The organism is Streptococcus mitis, from assembly GCF_016658865.1.
GTDB lineage: Bacteria > Bacillota > Bacilli > Lactobacillales > Streptococcaceae > Streptococcus > Streptococcus mitis_BT.
The window spans coordinates 450,507-467,522 of the sequence record NZ_CP067992.1; the positions used below are offsets into that span (position 1 = coordinate 450,507).

A 17,016-nucleotide genomic window follows, 5' to 3' on the forward strand; every position below is an offset into this window, starting at 1 on the left:
AGTTTATGACTGAAAGGTCAAAAATAAGGTTAAGTTAATAAGGGCGCACGGTGGATGCCTTGGCACTAGGAGCCGAAGAAGGACGTGACAAACGACGATATGCCTTGGGTAGCTGTAAGTAAGCGATGATCCAGGGATTTCCGAATGGGGGAACCCAACAGGTACTACCTGTTACCCGCATCTGTTAAGGATGTGAGGAGGAAGACGCAGTGAACTGAAACATCTAAGTAGCTGCAGGAAGAGAAAGCAAAAGCGATTGCCTTAGTAGCGGCGAGCGAAACGGCAGGAGGGCAAACCGGAGAGTTTACTCTTCGGGGTTGTAGGACTGCAATGTGGACTCAAAGATTATAGAAGAATGATTTGGGAAGATCAGCCAAAGAGAGTAATAGCCTCGTATTTAAAATAGTCTTTGTACCTAGCAGTATCCTGAGTACGGCGGGACACGTGAAATCCCGTCGGAATCTGGGAGGACCATCTCCCAACCCTAAATACTCCCTAGTGACCGATAGTGAACCAGTACCGTGAGGGAAAGGTGAAAAGCACCCCGGGAGGGGAGTGAAATAGAACCTGAAACCGTGTGCCTACAACAAGTTCGAGCCCGTTAATGGGTGAGAGCGTGCCTTTTGTAGAATGAACCGGCGAGTTACGTTATGATGCGAGGTTAAGTTGAAGAGACGGAGCCGTAGGGAAACCGAGTCTGAATAGGGCGCCTTAGTATCATGACGTAGACCCGAAACCATGTGACCTACCCATGAGCAGGTTGAAGGTGCGGTAAGACGCACTGGAGGACCGAACCAGGGCACGTTGAAAAGTGCTTGGATGACTTGTGGGTAGCGGAGAAATTCCAAACGAACTTGGAGATAGCTGGTTCTCTCCGAAATAGCTTTAGGGCTAGCGTCGACATTAAGATTCTTGGAGGTAGAGCACTGTTTGGGTGAGGGGTCCATCCCGGATTACCAATCTCAGATAAACTCCGAATGCCAATGAATTATGGTCGGCAGTCAGACTGCGAGTGCTAAGATCCGTAGTCGAAAGGGAAACAGCCCAGACCACCAGCTAAGGTCCCAAAATAATTGTTAAGTGGAAAAGGATGTGGGGTTGCACAGACAACTAGGATGTTAGCTTAGAAGCAGCTATTCATTCAAAGAGTGCGTAATAGCTCACTAGTCGAGTGACCCTGCGCCGAAAATGTACCGGGGCTAAAACAATTTACCGAAGCTGTGGATACCTTTATAGGTATGGTAGGAGAGCGTTCTATGTGTGATGAAGGTATACCGTGAGGAGTGCTGGAACGCATAGAAGTGAGAATGCCGGTATGAGTAGCGAAAGACAGGTGAGAATCCTGTCCACCGTAAGACTAAGGTTTCCAGGGGAAGGCTCGTCCGCCCTGGGTTAGTCGGGACCTAAGGAGAGACCGAAAGGTGTATCCGATGGACAACAGGTTGATATTCCTGTACTAGAGTATGTAGTGATGGAGGGACGCAGTAGGCTAACTAAAGCAGACGATTGGAAGTGTCTGTCTAAGCAGTGAGGTGTGAACTGAGTCAAATGCTTAGTTCTATAACATTGAGCTGTGATGGGGAGCGAAGTTTAGTAGCGAAGTTAGTGACGTCACACTGCCAAGAAAAGCTTCTAGCGTTTAAACATACTCTACCCGTACCGCAAACCGACACAGGTAGTCGAGGCGAGTAGCCTCAGGTGAGCGAGAGAACTCTCGTTAAGGAACTCGGCAAAATGACCCCGTAACTTCGGGAGAAGGGGTGCTGACTTTACGTCAGCCGCAGTGAATAGGCCCAAGCAACTGTTTATCAAAAACACAGCTCTCTGCTAAATCGTAAGATGATGTATAGGGGGTGACGCCTGCCCGGTGCTGGAAGGTTAAGAGGAGTGCTTAGCGTAAGCGAAGGTATGAATTGAAGCCCCAGTAAACGGCGGCCGTAACTATAACGGTCCTAAGGTAGCGAAATTCCTTGTCGGGTAAGTTCCGACCCGCACGAAAGGCGTAATGATTTGGGCACTGTCTCAACGAGAGACTCGGTGAAATTTTAGTACCTGTGAAGATGCAGGTTACCCGCGACAGGACGGAAAGACCCCATGGAGCTTTACTGCAGTTTGATATTGAGTGTCTGTACCACATGTACAGGATAGGTAGGAGTCTATGAGATCGGGACGCCAGTTTCGAAGGAGACGTTGTTGGGATACTACCCTTGTGTTATGGCCACTCTAACCCGGATAGGTGATCCCTATCGGAGACAGTGTCTGACGGGCAGTTTGACTGGGGCGGTCGCCTCCTAAAAGGTAACGGAGGCGCCCAAAGGTTCCCTCAGAATGGTTGGAAATCATTCGCAGAGTGTAAAGGTATAAGGGAGCTTGACTGCGAGAGCTACAACTCGAGCAGGGACGAAAGTCGGGCTTAGTGATCCGGTGGTTCCGTATGGAAGGGCCATCGCTCAACGGATAAAAGCTACCCTGGGGATAACAGGCTTATCTCCCCCAAGAGTTCACATCGACGGGGAGGTTTGGCACCTCGATGTCGGCTCGTCGCATCCTGGGGCTGTAGTCGGTCCCAAGGGTTGGGCTGTTCGCCCATTAAAGCGGCACGCGAGCTGGGTTCAGAACGTCGTGAGACAGTTCGGTCCCTATCCGTCGCGGGCGTAGGAAATTTGAGAGGATCTGCTCCTAGTACGAGAGGACCAGAGTGGACTTACCGCTGGTGTACCAGTTGTCTTGCCAAAGGCATCGCTGGGTAGCTATGTAGGGAAGGGATAAACGCTGAAAGCATCTAAGTGTGAAACCCACCTCAAGATGAGATTTCCCATGATTTTATATCAGTAAGAGCCCTGAGAGATGATCAGGTAGATAGGTTAGAAGTGGAAGTGTGGCGACACATGTAGCGGACTAATACTAATAGCTCGAGGACTTATCCAAAGTAACTGAGAATATGAAAGCGAACGGTTTTCTTGGTTTGAATAGATATTCAATTTTGAGTAGGTATTACTCAGAGTTAAGTGACGATAGCCTAGGAGATACACCTGTACCCATGCCGAACACAGAAGTTAAGCCCTAGAACGCCGGAAGTAGTTGGGGGTTGCCCCCTGTGAGATATGGAAGTCGCTTAGCTCTAGGGAGTTTAGCTCAGCTGGGAGAGCATCTGCCTTACAAGCAGAGGGTCAGCGGTTCGATCCCGTTAACTCCCATAGGTCCCGTAGTGTAGCGGTTATCACGTCGCCCTGTCACGGCGAAGATCGCGGGTTCGATTCCCGTCGGGACCGTTAGAATAACGTAAGTTATTTTAGACTCGTTAGCTCAGTTGGTAGAGCAATTGACTTTTAATCAATGGGTCACTGGTTCGAGCCCAGTACGGGTCATATATGCGGGTTTGGCGGAATTGGCAGACGCACCAGATTTAGGATCTGGCGCTTAACGGCGTGGGGGTTCAAGTCCCTTAACCCGCATTAAGATATAATAAATGAGCCGGCTTAGCTCAGTTGGTAGAGCATCTGATTTGTAATCAGAGGGTCGCGTGTTCAAGTCATGTAGCCGGCATTTTTAGATAGAAGAAAACAGTGCGAACGTAGTTCAGTGGTAGAACACCACCTTGCCAAGGTGGGGGTCGCGGGTTCGAATCCCGTCGTTCGCTTAGAGAGGCCGGGGTGGCGGAACTGGCAGACGCACAGGACTTAAAATCCTGCGATTGGTAACGATCGTACCGGTTCGATTCCGGTCCTCGGCATAAACTAATGAGCACCCTTAGCTCAACTGGATAGAGTACCTGACTACGAATCAGGCGGTTAGAGGTTCGACTCCTCTAGGGTGCATTTTTCTATTTAACTCGGGAAGTAGCTCAGCTTGGTAGAGTACTTGGTTTGGGACCAAGGTGTCGCAGGTTCGAATCCTGTCTTCCCGATTCATGGCGGTGTAGCTCAGCTGGCTAGAGCGTCCGGTTCATACCCGGGAGGTCGGGGGTTCGATCCCCTTCGCCGCTATAAAGATCTTGTTGGACCTTTAGCTCAGCTGGTTAGAGCTCTCGGCTCATAACCGAGTGGTCGTAGGTTCAAGTCCTACAAGGTCCATTTAAATAGTATGGAGGATTACCCAAGTCCGGCTGAAGGGAACGGTCTTGAAAACCGTCAGGCGTGTAAAAGCGTGCGTGGGTTCGAATCCCACATCCTCCTTTTGTATTAACGCGGGATGGAGCAGCTCGGTAGCTCGTCGGGCTCATAACCCGAAGGTCGTAGGTTCAAATCCTGCTCCCGCAATAAGGCTCGGTAGCTCAGTTGGTAGAGCAATGGATTGAAGCTCCATGTGTCGGCGGTTCGATTCCGTCTCGCGCCATTTTTATTTATAGTATTTATGCGGGTGTAGTTTAGTGGTAAAACTACAGCCTTCCAAGCTGTTGTCGCGAGTTCGATTCTCGTCACCCGCTTTGAACTTTGTTCAAATTACATTACCAAGTTTTTAACTTGGGCGCGTAGCTCAGGTGGTTAGAGCGCACGCCTGATAAGCGTGAGGTCGGTGGTTCGAGTCCACTCGTGCCCATTAATAGGAGAATTACTCAAGAGGCTGAAGAGGACGGTTTGCTAAATCGTTAGGTCGGGTAACTGGCGCAAGGGTTCGAATCCCTTATTCTCCGTTTTATTGAGAGTTTATAACTCTTTTTTTGTATTTTTAAGAATAGTAGAATAAAAACTTCAGATTTGTAAAACTTAATTGGATTACTTATCTGAAGTTTTTTGGGGCTCTTTGTCAACTGTAGTGGGCTGCAGAAAAGCTAAAATCTTTATATATTGTTGATTTTATGGTTGTGCTAGTTTATTATTACTTCCAACTCTTGAGTGAGATTTCTCCGCTATTGAGCCAGATTTCTTTTCCGTTATCACATTGAACTAAAAGTTTTCCATTTTCTGAGATATCTTTAGCAAATCCTTTGTAGTCTTTTTGATCTAGTGTAAAAGTCACTTCTTTTCCTAGAACAAATGACTGTTTTTTGTATAAGTATAATAGCTCTTCTGCTGGTGTTTCGAAAAAAGCACGCCAGGTCTCTATGATTAATTCATTTCTGGTTATAGGTGCTGGAGCTTTGAATAAACTAGCAGCTTTTTCTTTTAATTCTTGAGGGAAGTCTTTGATAGCAAAGTTGATTCCTACTCCAATAATGATATCTGTGACTAAGCTAGTTTCTACAGATGTCATTGCCTCAGTGAGGATTCCTCCAATTTTATGATTTTTGAGGTAGATATCATTGACCCATTTTATGTCGACATCTATTAATGTTAGGTTCTTAATGGCTTTGTAGATAGCTCCTGCTACAAGTAGTGTGTAGGATGGTAATTGGTCATAGGGGAGATTGGGTTTAAGATGGAGTGTCATATAAATGCCACCTTGTGGGGAGTAGAAAGAACGTTGAAAACGTCCTCGGCCAGCTGTTTGATAGGAAGCTAGATAGAGGGTGTTTGCTTCATTTCCTAAATCAATTGCTTCTTTTGCATCGAGTTGTGTTGACCTTGTTTCGGGTTTAAAACTGATTTTAATTGGAAGATTTTGTTCTAGAAGTTCTGGAAGAATAAGGTCTCCATTCACCAGTTTGTAGCCTTTGTTTTTGATACTATCAATTTCAATGCCTTCTTGTTCTAGACGCTTGATGGCTTTCCAAATTGATGTTCGGCTTAGGGATAGTTCTTCTGCGATTTTTTCTCCGCTGATATAGTCGGTTTCTTTAGCTAGAATTTGGTAGACGGCTTGGTAGGATTTCATAGTGTTTCCTTTCTTTAGGAATTGTAAATGATTTAAATATAGTTCGGATAGTTGGTCAAAACCTTATTATATTACTACTATTTTAACATATACCTACTATTTTCGGCACGATTTTTTAGAGTGAATCTAGTCATTAAGCTTGAGTTGTGAAATCTCAGTATTTTTGCTCGCTTTTTTACCTATGGAAGCGTTTCCTTTGTTTTCAAATTGCTAAAAAAGTGGTACAATATAGGATAGCTTACTATTATCTGAATCAACTGATTTGGAGAGAAAGGATTCATTTTGAAATCAATAGGCTTTATTGAAAAGCTGAAAGGGTTGTCTAGTAAAGAGCTGATTTTATTGGGAATTATCCTGAGTATCTTTTTACCCTTTTATCTTTTTGTAGTTGTATTCTGTTTATATATTATCAGTTTAATTTTTACAGGGGACATGAAAAGTATTCTTCAGAAAATGGGGGAGCATCCAATGCTGCTTCTTTTTCTTGGCTATAGTACTGTTATATCCGTTTTTGCACAAAATTGGATGGGAGTTGTAGCTTCAGTAGGAATTTTTCTATTTACTGTTTTCTTTTTGCACTATCAGTCGATTTTATCACATAAATTCTTTCGATTGATTTTGCAGCTCGTCTTGTTTGGTAGCGTCTTGTCAGCTGCTTTTGCGAGTTTAGAACATTTCCAAATTGTGAAGAAATTTAACTATGCTTTTCTTTCACCCAATATGCAGGTGTGGCATCAGAATCGTGCAGAAGTGACCTTCTTTAATCCTAATTATTATGGAATTATTTGTTGTTTCTGTATCATGATTGCTTTCTATCTGTTTACAACGACCAAATTGAATTGGTTGAAAGTATTCTGTGCGTTTGCAGGCTTTGTGAATCTCTTTGGTTTGAACTTTACTCAAAATCGAACTGCCTTTCCTGCTATTATCGCTGGAGCCATTATTTATCTCTTTACGACCATTAAAAACTTGAAGGCCTTTTGGCTTAGTATTGGGGTCTTTGCGATTGGCTTGAGTTTTCTCTTTTCCAGTGATTTAGGAGTTCGGATGGGGACTTTAGACTCTTCTATGGAAGAACGGATCTCTATTTGGGATGCTGGGATGGCCTTGTTTAAGCAAAATCCTTTTTGGGGTGAGGGGCCATTGACCTACATGCACTCGTATCCTCGGATACATGCTCCTTATCATGAACATGCTCACAGCCTTTATATTGATACGATTCTGAGTTACGGAGTTGTGGGGACTATTTTACTAGTTTTGTCTTCTGTGGCTCCTGTTCGCTTGATGATGGATATGAGTCAGGAGTCGGGGAAACGTCCGATTATTGGTCTTTATCTATCTTTCCTTACAGTGGTTGCTGTGCACGGAATCTTTGACTTGGCCCTCTTCTGGATTCAGTCTGGTTTCATTTTCTTGCTAGTTATGTGCAGTATTCCCTTAGAGCATCGAACTTTGGTATCGGACATGACGGATTAAGTATATAAGAGTAAAATCTTCTACCTTGGGTAGGAGATTTTTTTACTGGGAAAAATTATTTCTAAGTTGAAATAGTTGACAGTTAGAATAATGAGTGTTACAATTGCCTTATTCGTTTCGATATCGAAATAAATTGGAGGTGTCATGAAAGATAGTCATTTGGTAGCCCATCATATTCGTTTGTTGAATGGGCGTATTTTTCAAAAGTTACTGAGCCAAGATCCTGAAGCTCTTTATCGGAGTGAACAGGGCAAGATTTTAGCGGTTTTATGGAATAGTAAAACTGGCTGCGCAACTGCGACAGATATTGCTCTGGAAACTGGGCTTGCTAATAATACACTGACGACTATGATTAAAAAGCTAGAGGAACAAAATCTTGTAACTATTAGTCCATGTGGAGAAGATAAGCGTAAGAAGTATTTGGTTTTAACAGAGTTGGGGCAGTCTCAGAAAGAAGTGGGTCATCGTGTCAGTCAGAAATTGGATACGATCTTTTACAAAGGATTTTCAGAGGAAGAAATTCGTCAGTTTGAAGCCTTTCAAGAAAGAATTTTGGCTAATCTGAAAGAGGAGGAAAATGAGGTTTTAGATGGCAAATTAGCTGTTTATAAGTAAAGGCCACTTTTGACTTTGTTTTCCAACTCTTAGGACAAGGAAACTATGTGGTTAGCTATGGTCAGAATCAGATTGGTGGAGTTGCCTATTCCCAGTACGATATCTTCCGTCTAGAAAACGGGAAAATTGTGGAACATTGGGACAATAAGGAAGTCATGCCTAAGGTAGAAGATTTGACCAACCGAGGAAAGTTTTAAATTGAGGATACAGAATGATTGAATACAAAAATGTAGCTTTACGCTACACAGAAAAAGATGTCTTGAGAGATGTCAATTTACAGATTGAGAATGGCGAGTTTATGGTTTTAGTTGGTCCATCTGGCTCAGGTAAGACAACCATGATTAAGATGATTAACCGTCTTTTGGAACCGACTGATGGAAATATTTATATGGATGGCAAGCGCATCAAAGACTATGATGAGCGTGAACTTCGTCTTTCTACTGGTTATGTTTTACAGGCCATTGCTCTCTTTCCAAATCTAACGGTCGCGGAAAATATTGCCCTGATTCCTGAGATGAAGGGATGGACTAAGGAAGAAATTGCTCAGAAAACTGAAGAGCTTTTGGCTAAGGTTGGTTTACCAGGAGCCGAGTATGGGCATCGTTTGCCTAGTGAATTATCTGGTGGAGAACAGCAACGGGTCGGTATTGTTCGTGCTATGATTGGTCAGCCTAAGATTCTCCTCATGGATGAGCCTTTTTCAGCCTTGGATGCAATTTCGAGAAAACAGTTGCAAGTTCTGACAAAAGAATTGCATAAAGAGTTTGGGATGACAACGATTTTTGTAACCCATGATACGGATGAAGCCTTGAAATTGGCGGACCGTATTGCTGTTTTGCAGGATGGAGAGATTCGTCAGGTGGCGAATCCCGAGACCATTTTAAAAGCCCCTGCAACAGAATTTGTAGCAGACTTGTTTGGAGGTAGTGTTCATGACTAATTTAATTGCAACTTTTCAGGATCGTTTTAGTGATTGGTTGACAGCTCTATCTCAACATTTGCAGTTGTCACTTTTGACCCTGTTACTAGCTATTTTTATCGCGATTCCTTTGGCTGTTTATCTTCGCTATCATGAGAAGTTGGCGGATTGGGTCTTACAGATTGCAGGGATTTTCCAGACCATCCCGTCTCTGGCCTTGTTGGGACTCTTTATCCCCTTGATGGGAATTGGAACCTTGCCGGCTTTGACAGCGTTAGTGATTTATGCGATCTTTCCGATTTTACAAAATACCATCACTGGACTCAAGGGAATTGATCCAAGTCTACAAGAGGCTGGGATTGCCTTTGGGATGACCAGGTGGGAGCGTCTCAAGAAGTTTGAAATTCCACTTGCTATGCCTGTTATGATGTCTGGGATTCGGACGGCAGCGGTCTTGATTATCGGTACGGCAACCTTGGCTGCCTTGATTGGTGCAGGGGGACTGGGTTCCTTTATCCTTTTGGGAATTGACCGTAATAATGCCAGTCTGATTTTGATTGGGGCCCTTTCTTCTGCAGTGCTTGCCATTGCCTTTAACTTCCTACTAAAAGTGATGGAAAAGGCAAAATTACGGACGATTTTTTCTGGTTTTGCCTTGGTGACAATATTGCTTGGTTTGTCTTATAGTCCAGCCCTCTTGGCTCAAAAAGAGAAGGAAAATTTGGTTATTGCTGGAAAATTGGGACCGGAACCAGAAATTTTAGCTAATATGTATAAGTTGCTAATTGAAGAAAATACCAGTATGACTGCGACTGTTAAACCGAATTTTGGGAAAACAAGCTTTCTCTATGAAGCTCTGAAAAAAGGTGATATTGATATTTATCCTGAATTTACAGGTACGGTGACTGAAAGCTTACTTCAACCATCACCTAAAGTGAGTCATGAGCCAGAGCAGGTTTATCAGGTAGCGCGTGATGGTATTGCCAAACAGGATCATCTAGCCTATCTCAAACCTATGTCTTATCAAAATACCTACGCTGTAGCTGTTCCGAAAAAGATTGCTCAAGAATATGGCTTGAAGACCATTTCGGACTTGAAAAAAGTGGAAGGGCAGTTGAAGGCTGGCTTTACTCTCGAGTTTAATGACCGTGAGGATGGCAATAAGGGCTTGCAGTCAATGTATGGTCTCAATCTCAATGTGGCGACCATGGAACCAGCTCTTCGCTATCAGGCAATTCAGTCAGGTGATATTCAAATCACGGACGCCTATTCGACTGATGCGGAATTGGCGCGTTATGATTTGCAGGTCTTGGAAGATGACAAGCAACTCTTTCCACCTTATCAAGGGGCTCCACTGATGAAAGAAGCTCTTCTCAAGAAACATCCAGAGTTGGAAACAGTTCTCAATAAATTGGCTGGTAAAATTACTGAAAGCCAGATGAGCCAGCTTAACTATCAAGTGGGTGTTGAAGGCAAGTCAGCAGAACAAGTAGCCAAGGAATTTCTACAAGAACAAGGTTTGTTGAAGAAATAGCTTGAAAAGCTAAACTCAACTTGGTTAAACGACTATATAGAAGAACGCTCAGACAATGTCGTCTGGGCTTTTTTGGTGTCAGAATTAATGATTTTCATTTTTAAATGGAAAATAAGAGGAAATTTTTAGGATTTTCTAAAATTTTACTGTAAATACACTTGACTATTCACAAAATAGGTGTATAATGTGTTGTGAACTACTTAACAAATAAAGATTTCCAGCTCATGTCGACTAAGGATGGAAATCTTGTGTATAGACAGTTCAGTAGATATATAATAGAGCGTTGCGTCCGAAAGTCTATCCAGACACGGCTCTTTAAAAACAAAAGGAGAAGATTATGAAAACAGAACCGATTCATCGTACCAGTATGTGGAAATTTAAGTTAAGTGCTGCCACCATGACTTTGATTCCCGCTGCCGTGGGGATTAACTATGTTGCCAAAGCCTTGGCGGAGGGGTTAAAGTTGCCCGTTTGGCTGGGGTCTTTGGGAACCTTTCTTACCAGCATGTTGGCTGGGCCGGTTGCCGGTGCCATTAGTGGTTTCATCAACAACGTGATCTATGGGCTGACCTTATCGCCAATTTCAACCGTGTATGCGATTACCAGCATCGGAATTGGGCTTGCTGTCGGAGTTTTGCACGCCAATGGGTGGTTCTCGTCAGCGCGACGAGTATTTGTTTCTGCTATTATTATTGCCATCGTTTCAGCTGTCATTTCAACGCCACTCAACGTCATCTTTTGGGGTGGTCAGACCGGTATCGCTTGGGGTGACTCATTGTTTGCGGTAATGGTCGCCAATCATGCACCAGTGTGGCTGGCCTCATTTATCGATGAGTTTGTCTTGGATATTTTGGATAAAGTCTGCGTGGCCTACCTGGCATTCTTCATCTATCGTCAGCTGCCGAAGCGGATGGTGCACTTCTTTAGCGATGATAAATGATGACTGATAAAATATTGATTTCTGGAGCGCCACGGGTCAAGCTCAAGTGGTACCAGGTGATCGATCCGATTACTAAGCTCTTGTTCATCTTGGACATGACGTTGTTGAGCTTTGCCAGTATGAATTTATTGCTTCAGGCCGGATTAATTCTTGTCGCAACACTGCTATTGTTATTTTCCAAATTGAGTTCTACCACCTTTAAGGCGCTGGGATTCAGCCTGTTTCTGATTTGCACCATGCTGATCATCCAAGGGTTATTTTACAGTCGGAATCAAACTATGCTGTTTTCTGTGCTTGGGGTGTCGTTCTACAAAGAAGGCCTGCTTTACGCCACCACTCTGGGTTGTCGAGTATTGGTGATTATTTTGACCAGTGGCTTTTTTATGGTGACCACGAGTATTTCAGAAAACGCATCCTATTTGGAACTGTCCGGATTGTCTTATAAAACCGTCTACGTTCTGATGTCGGTGTGTTATATTTTGCCGGAAATGATGCGCAATATGCGGAAAATCCAGCAGGCACAAAAAGTTCGCGGAACCAATCCGCAAAAAACGTTGATTCAGAAATTAAAGTCAGTCCTGCCGGTTCTAATTCCATTGGTGATTAAGACCTTGGATCAATCGATGACTCGGTCGATTTCTCTCCAACTGAGAGGTTTTGATAATCTCAACCGGACTGTCAGAACCTCCCAGCGCGTGTATCGCCTGTCGCGGACGCTGCACATTGGTCTGACTGGATTGGCAATTTTATTGATTGGGTGGAAGATATGGACGAAGATAAACGGATTGTAATTGAAAATTTGACCACCCGTTATCCGGGTACTGAGCAACCACAACTGCGTCAGATTAACGCGGAGGTTCATACCGGCCAGGTGGTTGGGATTATCGGGAATAGCCACTCCGGCAAATCGACTTTGTGCCGTGTGCTGGCAGGGGTCATTCCCAAAATTGTGTCTGCTGAGATTGAGGGCGATTGGCACATGTTTGGCCAGCGAGTGTCCGACAATTGGCCCGTTTATAATGCCATGAATGGAGTTGTACTGCAAAATCCAGCTGGCCAACTAAGCGGGTTGGCAGACACGGTTGGCGATGAAATCGCCTTTGACTTGATTAATCAGGGAATGGCTGAAGGACTGATTCAAAAACGGGTTGAAGAAGTTGCCACGCAAATGGGGCTGATTGAACAGCTGAATTTGCGTCCCGAGAGCCTTTCCGGTGGTCAGATCCAGCGGTTGGCAATTGCCACGGCGATTGTAGCTAATCCGGCTGTTTTGATTATGGATGATCCGACCAGTGAGATGGATCCCCTTGGCCGCCGGCAATTTTTCCAATGGCTGGCCAAAGTCAAAGAGACGACTGTCTTCATTGTCACCAGTGAAATTGACGATTTGTGCGAAGTCGCCGACGTTGTGTGGGTGCTGCACGAGGGTCAAATGGTAGCCCAGGGCAGGCCGGGTGAGGTGTTTAATCATTTGGCAGCTGACTGGCAGATTCCAGCCCCGACAATCCAGCAACTTGCTCAAAAAATGGATTGGCACTTGGCTGATGGCCGGTATCCGGTGAATTACGCTGATCTGAAGGAGGTCCGTTATGTCCACAATTGAACTGAGCCACCTGACGTTCACTTATCCGGAACGGTCCTTTAGCTTGGATGTTGAAGACAAACACTTCGCCGATCCGATGGTGGCGATTGTCGGCCAAAATGGTGCCGGCAAATCAACGCTCTTCAAATTGTTGACGGGCTTGCTGACACCACAAACCGGTGTGATTAAGATCGATGGAGAAAATTTTAATGATCTTAAACCAGTCGAAAAGTTACTGAAGGTTGGGATTACTTTTCAGAATCCTGACGATCAGCTTTTCAACCCGACCGTTCAACGAGAGGTGGAGTGGAATGTCGCGCAGATCATGGATGACCACGACACGATTACGAGACGGGCTTTAGCGGCTCTAAAAAGAGTTGGCTTGGATGATAAAACAGCTGAAAGTCCATATGACCTGTCATTGTCGGAACGCAAGCTGTTGAGCGTTGCCACAGTTTTGGCAGTGGATCCGGCGATTTATTTATTTGATGAGCCGATGATGTCGCTTGATTGGGAAAGCCGGCGCAAGTTGACCGCAATTTTCCATCAGTTGGCTGATTCGGGCCACCAAGTTGTGACCATCACCCATGACATGGATTGGGTCGCCGCCGAGTTTGAGTCGGTGTATGTTATGGAACACGGGAAGTTTGGCTTCGCCGGCAGTCCACGGGAATTGTTCAGCAATCACGAACTTGTCCAGCGAGTGGGATTACTACCACCGCGGATTATGGACATAGCGGAGTCGCTGGGTGATTCACAGACATATTTATCGGTTAATGATTATTGCCAGAAAAATCGAGATGTATAGAAAAAGTCACCTCTGCGGGTTTTCCAGGTTGAAGGATTAACTTCAGCTTCTGGCAAGAACTCACATGGGTGACTTTTGTGTTTAATAACGTTTCATGATCATCGGGTGCTTCCTCAGATCACTCGGTTTGATTTTACTTTGTTTCATGGTCATAATCATATACCATTTCTTTTGGATTTTTTGTTTGACTAATACAAAATAGGTCTTCATGGGTCTTCGCATTTTTAGCGCCTATTAGGATCATCAGTATAATTTTCTGAATTAGGAGACTGTCCCATCACTATTCGAACTTCGTCTCCCAACTTACGCTGTTCCCATTCAATGGTGTAGGGCAAATCCTCATGACAGCTGTTTACCGTGAACAGTGGATATTCTGGGCTGCTACTAATGTCTTTTCAATCTATCTCTGGTGGGGAGAAAGCCTGCAAATCCAAGGGAAATACTTGATTTATCTCATTAACAGTCTAGTTGGTTGGTATCAGTGGAGCAAGGCAGCTAAGCAGAACACTGACTTACCTAACTAAGAAAAAATGTTTAAAAGTGCTATTTTGAGTTTTCGGTTAAAACAGATAGAGTTGAAAATCAAGGATTTATATTATGAAAAAGAGGATCGGCGGATCCTCTTTTCTTGTTGAAAAGATAAAAAACTTACTAGCCTAGAAATAAGGTAACTGAGTTCTACTCTGTATTCAATTTTTAGGAATGAGAAAGTCTAGATAAAACTGGACAACTTCCTGTTCTGTGAAGTCTTGCCCTTTTTTGAGCCACCAGATCAATGTCTCGGTAAAGTTTGTTATGACCAAGTGTTGGAGATAAGAGGCAGGCAGACTGGGGTGAGCTTCTTTCAAATCATCAGCCAACAAGGGATAGACGTGGTTCTCCAATTCTCTCTGGAGTTGACGGAGGAAGTAGTCATTTTTGGAAAATAGCAGACTGGTGATATGGTCTTGATTCTTCTGAAAATGGAGAAAGAGGTGGGCGAGGTAATCCTCGGTTGAAATGGACTTCTCTCTTTCAAAGAGGTGATGGAAGAGGTAGCGACAAAGCTCGTCCAGAAGTAGTTCCTTACTCTCATAGTGACAGTAAAAAGTGGAACGTCCCACGTCTGCGAGATCAATGATATCCTGAACCGTAGTGGATTCGTAGCCCTTATCGTTCAAAAGTTGTAGAAAAGCTTGATAGATGGCTTTTTTTGTTTTACTGATACGACGGTCGATTTTAGTCATATGGACACTTGAGGCAAAATGTTCAGAACTGAATAAAGTTGACGCTTTGCTTCTATCCTTTCTTTGAATTTTAGTGGATAATGATAATGAACAAGATGTTCATAAATATATTATAACAAAGGAATGAGAAAGATGAAGGCAAAATATACTGTTTGGGTAGCTTTTTTCTTAAACTTGACTTATGCTATTGTCGAGTTTATTGCAGGTGGAGTATTTGGTTCGAGTGCTGTTCTTGCTGACTCTGTGCATGATTTGGGAGATGCCATTTCTATTGGGATATCGGCCTTTTTAGAAACAATCTCAAATAGAGAAGAAGATAGGCAGTACACCTTGGGTTACAAGCGATTTAGTCTTTTAGGAGCACTAGTGACTGCTGTGATTCTTATCACAGGATCCATCCTAGTGATTTTGGAAAATACAACTAAACTTTTTAATCCACAGCCCGTTAATGATGAAGGTATCCTCTGGCTAGGAATGATTGCGGTTACTATCAATGTATTAGCTAGTCTTGTGGTCCGAAAGGGACAAACAAAGAACGAGTCAATTCTGAGTCTGCATTTTCTAGAAGATACTCTTGGTTGGTTGGCTGTCATTCTGATGGCAATTGTTCTTCGATTTACAGATTGGTATATTCTTGATCCGCTCTTATCGCTTGTCATTTCCATCTTCATTTTAATCAAAGCCATTCCTCGATTTTGGAGCACACTCAAGATTTTCTTGGATGCTGTGCCAGAAGGTGTCGATATCAAGCAAGTCATGAGTGACTTAGAGGGATTAGACAATGTGGCTAGCCTTAACCAGCTTAATCTCTGGACTATGGATGGTTTGGAAAAAAATGCCATTGTTCATGTTTGCCTAAAAGAAATTGAACAGATGGAAACTTGTAAAGAATTCATACGAAACTTGCTAAAAGATTGTGGATTTCAAAACATCACTATTGAAGTTGATGCCGACCTAGAAACTCACCAAGCACATAAGCGCAATATAACAGAGTTAGAAGCAAGTCATGATCAAAATCATCATCATTGATGAGGTGTAGTATAAGTGAGCGAAAGCATAATAAAAAGTGTATACTTAAACTAGTAAAAATGGAGAGGATATGTTAATGAAATCAGCAGTATATACAAAGGCGGGTCAGGTTGGACTTGCTACAATTGAACGTCCGCAAATTATAGACGCAGATGATGTGATTATTCGTGTGGTTCGTGCTTGTGTTTGTGGTTCGGACCTTTGGAGTTACCGCAATCCAGATATTAAAGCGGGACATAAAAATAGTGGACACGAAGCGATTGGAATCGTTGAAGAAACTGGGGAAGCCATTACGACGGTGAAGCCAGGTGATTTTGTCATTGTCCCTTTTACCCATGGATGTGGTGAGTGTGATGCCTGTCTTGCTGGCTTTGACGGTTCTTGCGAAAATCATATTGGTAATAACTTGGGAGGCGATTTTCAGGCGGAATATATTCGTTTTCACTATGCAAACTGGGCGCTGGTTAAAATCCCTGGACAACCTTCTGACTACACAGAAGGTATGCTAAAGTCCCTCTTGACTCTTGCAGATGTTATGCCGACAGGCTATCATGCGGCGCACGTTGCAAATGTTCAAAAAGGTGATAAGGTTGTGGTCATTGGCGATGGGGCTGTTGGTCAATGTGCTGTTATCGCAGCTAAGATGCGTGGTGCTTCACAAATTATTCTTATGAGCCGTCATGAAGACCGTCAAAAGATGGCTCTGGAGTCAGGTGCGACAGCTGTTGTAGCTGAACGTGGTCAAGAAGGAATTGCCAAGGTGCGTGAAATTCTAGGTGGTGGTGCAGATGCAACTCTGGAATGTGTTGGAACAGAAGCAGCGGTTGATCAAGCACTTGGTGTTCTCCATAATGGAGGGCGCATGGGCTTTGTTGGTGTACCGCACTATGAAAATCGAGCCATTGGCTCAACCTTTGGACAAAATACAATAATCGGCGGTGGTCCAGCTTCTGTCACAACTTATGACAAACAAGTATTACTAAAAGCCGTTCTTGATGGCGATATCAATCCAGGCCGTGTCTTTACTTCAAGCTATAAATTAGAAGATATTGATCAAGCTTATAAAGATATGGATGAACGTAAGACCATTAAGTCTATGATTGTGATGGACTAAAAAAGAAAATCCTAATGGA

General features: G+C 43.7%; 12 protein-coding genes, 17 tRNA genes, 2 rRNA genes and 2 pseudogenes. 31 read left to right on the forward strand and 2 right to left on the reverse strand.

Annotation, left to right across the window (positions count from 1 at the left end; all coding sequences use genetic code 11):
• Positions 1-27: 27 nt before the first annotated feature.
• The 19 genes from JJN14_RS02290 (at position 28) to JJN14_RS02380 (ending at position 4,633) form a co-directional block, all read left to right on the forward strand.
• Positions 28-2,928 (forward strand): 23S ribosomal RNA (locus JJN14_RS02290).
• A gap of 76 nt (positions 2,929-3,004) precedes the next feature.
• A 5S ribosomal RNA gene (gene rrf, locus JJN14_RS02295) occupies positions 3,005-3,120 on the forward strand.
• A gap of 4 nt (positions 3,121-3,124) precedes the next feature.
• Positions 3,125-3,197 (forward strand) — tRNA-Val (locus tag JJN14_RS02300).
• Between the two features lie 2 nt (positions 3,198-3,199).
• Positions 3,200-3,272: transfer RNA gene (locus tag JJN14_RS02305), tRNA-Asp, on the forward strand.
• A gap of 23 nt (positions 3,273-3,295) precedes the next feature.
• Positions 3,296-3,368 (forward strand) — tRNA-Lys (locus JJN14_RS02310).
• A 5-nt stretch (positions 3,369-3,373) separates the two neighbouring features.
• Positions 3,374-3,455, forward strand: a tRNA-Leu gene (locus JJN14_RS02315).
• 18 nt (positions 3,456-3,473) lie between these two features.
• Positions 3,474-3,546 (forward strand) — tRNA-Thr (locus JJN14_RS02320).
• 22 nt (positions 3,547-3,568) lie between these two features.
• A tRNA-Gly gene (locus JJN14_RS02325) sits at positions 3,569-3,640 on the forward strand.
• A 7-nt stretch (positions 3,641-3,647) separates the two neighbouring features.
• Positions 3,648-3,733, forward strand: a tRNA-Leu gene (locus JJN14_RS02330).
• Positions 3,734-3,744: 11 nt separating this feature from the next.
• A tRNA-Arg gene (locus tag JJN14_RS02335) sits at positions 3,745-3,818 on the forward strand.
• A gap of 15 nt (positions 3,819-3,833) precedes the next feature.
• Positions 3,834-3,907: transfer RNA gene (locus JJN14_RS02340), tRNA-Pro, on the forward strand.
• A gap of 5 nt (positions 3,908-3,912) precedes the next feature.
• Positions 3,913-3,986 (forward strand) — tRNA-Met (locus JJN14_RS02345).
• 13 nt (positions 3,987-3,999) lie between these two features.
• Positions 4,000-4,073: transfer RNA gene (locus JJN14_RS02350), tRNA-Ile, on the forward strand.
• Positions 4,074-4,085: 12 nt separating this feature from the next.
• Positions 4,086-4,175 (forward strand) — tRNA-Ser (locus tag JJN14_RS02355).
• 10 nt (positions 4,176-4,185) lie between these two features.
• Positions 4,186-4,259: transfer RNA gene (locus JJN14_RS02360), tRNA-Met, on the forward strand.
• A gap of 3 nt (positions 4,260-4,262) precedes the next feature.
• Positions 4,263-4,335: transfer RNA gene (locus JJN14_RS02365), tRNA-Phe, on the forward strand.
• Positions 4,336-4,355: 20 nt separating this feature from the next.
• Positions 4,356-4,426: transfer RNA gene (locus tag JJN14_RS02370), tRNA-Gly, on the forward strand.
• Positions 4,427-4,465: 39 nt separating this feature from the next.
• Positions 4,466-4,539 (forward strand) — tRNA-Ile (locus tag JJN14_RS02375).
• A 6-nt stretch (positions 4,540-4,545) separates the two neighbouring features.
• Positions 4,546-4,633: transfer RNA gene (locus JJN14_RS02380), tRNA-Ser, on the forward strand.
• Positions 4,634-4,818: 185 nt separating this feature from the next.
• Here JJN14_RS02380 and birA read toward each other — a convergent pair.
• Complete coding sequence (gene birA, locus JJN14_RS02385) at positions 4,819-5,754, reverse strand: bifunctional biotin--[acetyl-CoA-carboxylase] ligase/biotin operon repressor BirA (RefSeq protein WP_201058792.1); 936 nt, start codon at positions 5,752-5,754, stop codon at positions 4,819-4,821.
• 282 nt (positions 5,755-6,036) lie between these two features.
• On the opposite strand from birA, the gene JJN14_RS02390 reads away from it, so the two are divergent.
• The 10 genes and pseudogenes from JJN14_RS02390 to pnuC all read left to right on the forward strand — a co-directional run.
• A complete protein-coding gene (locus tag JJN14_RS02390; protein ID WP_201058793.1) occupies positions 6,037-7,230 on the forward strand; it encodes an O-antigen ligase family protein in 1,194 nt (397 codons plus the stop codon).
• A gap of 144 nt (positions 7,231-7,374) precedes the next feature.
• Positions 7,375-7,845: a MarR family winged helix-turn-helix transcriptional regulator gene (locus JJN14_RS02395; RefSeq protein WP_201058794.1), complete on the forward strand. Its 471-nt coding sequence runs from the start codon at positions 7,375-7,377 to the stop codon at positions 7,843-7,845.
• 5 nt (positions 7,846-7,850) lie between these two features.
• A pseudogene (locus JJN14_RS02400) lies at positions 7,851-8,042 on the forward strand (polyketide cyclase); the annotation flags it as partial.
• Positions 8,043-8,056: 14 nt separating this feature from the next.
• Positions 8,057-8,785 carry an ABC transporter ATP-binding protein gene (locus JJN14_RS02405; RefSeq protein WP_201058796.1) on the forward strand — a complete coding sequence of 243 codons (729 nt, stop codon included), beginning with the start codon at positions 8,057-8,059 and terminating at the stop codon, positions 8,783-8,785.
• Positions 8,778-10,298 carry an ABC transporter permease/substrate-binding protein gene (locus tag JJN14_RS02410; RefSeq protein WP_033684815.1) on the forward strand — a complete coding sequence of 507 codons (1,521 nt, stop codon included), beginning with the start codon at positions 8,778-8,780 and terminating at the stop codon, positions 10,296-10,298. Before JJN14_RS02405 ends, JJN14_RS02410 begins: the two co-directional genes overlap by 8 nt.
• A 337-nt stretch (positions 10,299-10,635) precedes the next feature.
• Positions 10,636-11,238 carry an ECF transporter S component gene (locus JJN14_RS02415; RefSeq protein WP_201058797.1) on the forward strand — a complete coding sequence of 201 codons (603 nt, stop codon included), beginning with the start codon at positions 10,636-10,638 and terminating at the stop codon, positions 11,236-11,238.
• On the forward strand, positions 11,238-12,029 hold the full coding sequence (locus tag JJN14_RS02420) for an energy-coupling factor transporter transmembrane component T (RefSeq protein ID WP_201059125.1): 792 nt from the start codon (positions 11,238-11,240) through the stop codon (positions 12,027-12,029). Before JJN14_RS02415 ends, JJN14_RS02420 begins: the two co-directional genes overlap by 1 nt.
• On the forward strand, positions 12,005-12,841 hold the full coding sequence (locus JJN14_RS02425; RefSeq protein WP_201058798.1) for an ABC transporter ATP-binding protein: 837 nt from the start codon (positions 12,005-12,007) through the stop codon (positions 12,839-12,841). Before JJN14_RS02420 ends, JJN14_RS02425 begins: the two co-directional genes overlap by 25 nt.
• Positions 12,828-13,628: an energy-coupling factor ABC transporter ATP-binding protein gene (locus JJN14_RS02430; RefSeq protein ID WP_061425725.1), complete on the forward strand. Its 801-nt coding sequence runs from the start codon at positions 12,828-12,830 to the stop codon at positions 13,626-13,628. The genes JJN14_RS02425 and JJN14_RS02430 overlap by 14 nt, the downstream gene beginning before the upstream one ends.
• 320 nt (positions 13,629-13,948) lie before the next feature.
• Positions 13,949-14,152: pseudogene (pnuC, locus tag JJN14_RS02435) on the forward strand (nicotinamide riboside transporter PnuC); the annotation flags it as partial.
• 165 nt (positions 14,153-14,317) lie between these two features.
• Here pnuC and JJN14_RS02440 read toward each other — a convergent pair.
• Positions 14,318-14,854 carry a TetR/AcrR family transcriptional regulator gene (locus tag JJN14_RS02440; RefSeq protein WP_201058799.1) on the reverse strand — a complete coding sequence of 179 codons (537 nt, stop codon included), beginning with the start codon at positions 14,852-14,854 and terminating at the stop codon, positions 14,318-14,320.
• A gap of 132 nt (positions 14,855-14,986) precedes the next feature.
• On the opposite strand from JJN14_RS02440, the gene JJN14_RS02445 reads away from it, so the two are divergent.
• Together JJN14_RS02445 and JJN14_RS02450 are read left to right on the forward strand one after the other, a co-directional pair.
• Positions 14,987-15,883, forward strand: a complete 897-nt coding sequence (locus tag JJN14_RS02445) for a cation diffusion facilitator family transporter (RefSeq protein ID WP_201058800.1) — start codon at positions 14,987-14,989, stop codon at positions 15,881-15,883.
• A gap of 76 nt (positions 15,884-15,959) precedes the next feature.
• Positions 15,960-16,997 carry a zinc-binding dehydrogenase gene (locus tag JJN14_RS02450; RefSeq protein WP_201058801.1) on the forward strand — a complete coding sequence of 346 codons (1,038 nt, stop codon included), beginning with the start codon at positions 15,960-15,962 and terminating at the stop codon, positions 16,995-16,997.
• Positions 16,998-17,016: the final 19 nt, after the last annotated feature.